Genomic DNA, 2177 nt, shown 5'->3' with positions numbered 1-2177 from the left:
GCGTGCTCTTGTGAAGGATGGCACTTCTAAATTCCTTGATGAATCCGAGCTCAAATCCGATGTTGATAGTATACTAAGTCTCATAGATTCTACATTATATAAACTTAAAGAACTTTCGGAAAATAGTACGAAAACCTCATTGAAAGATTTTTTGATAGAATCTATATTATAAATCGTAAACATATCGCAATTCCAGAGGATTGATGAAACTTATTTATAATAAAGAAAAAAGCCCCTCGTGAGAGGGGCTTTTTTTGTATATATATGTAAAAAGTGGATTGACAATTTAAATTTTATAGTCAAAGACAGTATCACATAATTTATTATATTATAAACTAAGAATTTTTCAAAAAAAAAAACATACTTATGAGATCAATTAAAAATTATTTAAACGAGTCTATAGAAAACGAAGACTATTTGAGCGAATCTGTTCTTGATAACAGTACGATATTTTCAGGTCGCGAAAGTGATAAAGAAGCGATAGAAAATTGGCTCAACGATAATTATAAGATTACTGGAAGATTAACCATCAAGGACATTTCTGGCGATATTGTCATCGGCTGTACCGGCAGTGTTGAGGTTAAAAATATATTGCGAATTAATTCACTTACAAATGGCATGTTCCGTTGGGGTGTTGTTAGACATTATTTTGACTGTGTTAATTGTTATGAATTAACATCTCTTGAAGGTGCTCCCGAAAAGGTTGGTGGATATTTTAACTGCACATATTGTAGAAAATTAACATCTCTTGAAGGTGCCCCTAAAGAAGTTGGAGGTTGGTTTGCTTGCTCCAGCTGCGGAGAATTAACATCTCTTGAAGGTGCTCCCATGACTGTTAAAGGTGATTTTAATTGTGATAATTGCAAAAAACTATCATCTCTTGAAGGTGCGCCGATAGAAATCGGTGGAAATTTTGACTGTTCTCGATGTACAAATCTAAAATCCCTCGAAGGTGCTCCTGAAATAGTTCGCGGTGTTTTTAATTGTTCTGAGTGTGACAGCCTGAGATCACTTATGGGTGCCCCTAAAGAAGTGGGTAAGAGTTTTGATTGTATTAAATGCAATAAATTAACAACACTTAAAGGTGCTCCGGAGAAGGTTGGTGAAGAATTTCTGTGCTTTGATTGTCCGAGATTAACATCCCTTGAAGGTGCTCCTAAAAAAGTTGGCGGGAAATTTTATTGCAGCAGATGTGATAGCTTAACAATTACTGATGATGATCGTAGAAAGTATAATATACGTGACGACCGCAGGCTTGGTTTATAATATTTAGTTATAATAAAGAAAAAAGTTCCTCGTGAGAGGGACTTTTTTTTGCAAAAAATGGATATTTTTACCGCATTTTTACTAAATTATTGTTCAGAATCAGTTATATATATTTGAACATAAAAAATACAAATATGGCAACATCTATTAAAAATTATTTAAATGAATCAATTCTCGATGCTGATAAGCCCGCAAGTTTGAGAGCTGCTAAAAAGGAAATAAGAGAATGGATATTAGCAAATTGTAAACTTAGAAATGGCAGTAAACGAATAGATGTGTCGGATGATTTTGTAGTAGATTGCGACTGTGAAATTCGTTATAGGAATATAAATACAAAATCACTTACAAACGGTAAGTTCAAATGGGGGTATGTGAGATATTTTTTCTGCGGTTGGACACAAATAACCTCTCTTGAAGGTGCTCCAAGAAAATGCGAGGTTTTCAATTGTGAAAATTGTCCATTGTTAACCTCTCTTGAAGGTGCTCCCGAAGAAGTCACTGGACGATTTGAGTGTAGTGGTTGTAATAATCTAAAAACTCTCAAAGGTGCACCCGAAGAAGCTGGTTCTTTTATTTGCAAATATTGTCAAGTATTGAAGACACTCGATGGTGCTCCGGAAAAGGTTAACGGATGGTTTGATTGTAGTGAATGTCACGGCTTGCAAAACTTCAAAGGTGCACCAAAAGTAATCAACGGTAGAGTTAGATGTAAGTGGTGTGAAGGTTTAAAAAACTTTATAGGATTGCCCGATAGGATTGGTGAATGGATTGAGTGCAGTGGATGTGACAGTCTAACAATCACTGACGAGGATCGTAAAAAGTATAATATACATGATTTTGATTAGGATTATTTATATATATAAGAAAAAAAAGTTCCTCGTGAGAGGAATTTTTTTTGCAAAAAAATGTAT

Annotated in this window: 3 protein-coding genes; 2 read left to right on the top strand and 1 reads right to left on the bottom strand. The window is 34.4% G+C overall.

All coding sequences use genetic code 11. From position 1 onward, the window contains the following. A partial coding sequence (locus SPD90_RS12705; RefSeq protein WP_320925471.1) for a hypothetical protein occupies window positions 1-183 on the bottom strand: 183 nt, incomplete at its 3' end. Between the two features lie 408 nt (window positions 184-591). Between SPD90_RS12705 and SPD90_RS15365 the strand changes: the two genes are divergently transcribed. Both SPD90_RS15365 and SPD90_RS12700 read left to right on the top strand, forming a co-directional pair. Further along, on the top strand, window positions 592-1266 hold the full coding sequence (locus SPD90_RS15365) for a hypothetical protein (protein WP_442909085.1): 675 nt from the start codon (window positions 592-594) through the stop codon (window positions 1264-1266). 113 nt (window positions 1267-1379) lie between these two features. After that, the gene (locus tag SPD90_RS12700; protein WP_320925470.1) at window positions 1380-2111 is read left to right on the top strand and encodes a hypothetical protein; all 732 of its coding nucleotides are present in this window, start codon (window positions 1380-1382) and stop codon (window positions 2109-2111) included. The last annotated feature ends 66 nt before the right edge of the window (window positions 2112-2177 follow it).

The organism is Intestinibacter sp. (genome assembly GCF_034113885.1).
Classification (GTDB): domain Bacteria; phylum Bacillota; class Clostridia; order Peptostreptococcales; family Peptostreptococcaceae; genus Intestinibacter.
Note: the sequence above shows the minus strand (reverse complement) of the source record. Positions and strands in the feature narration are given on the sequence as shown.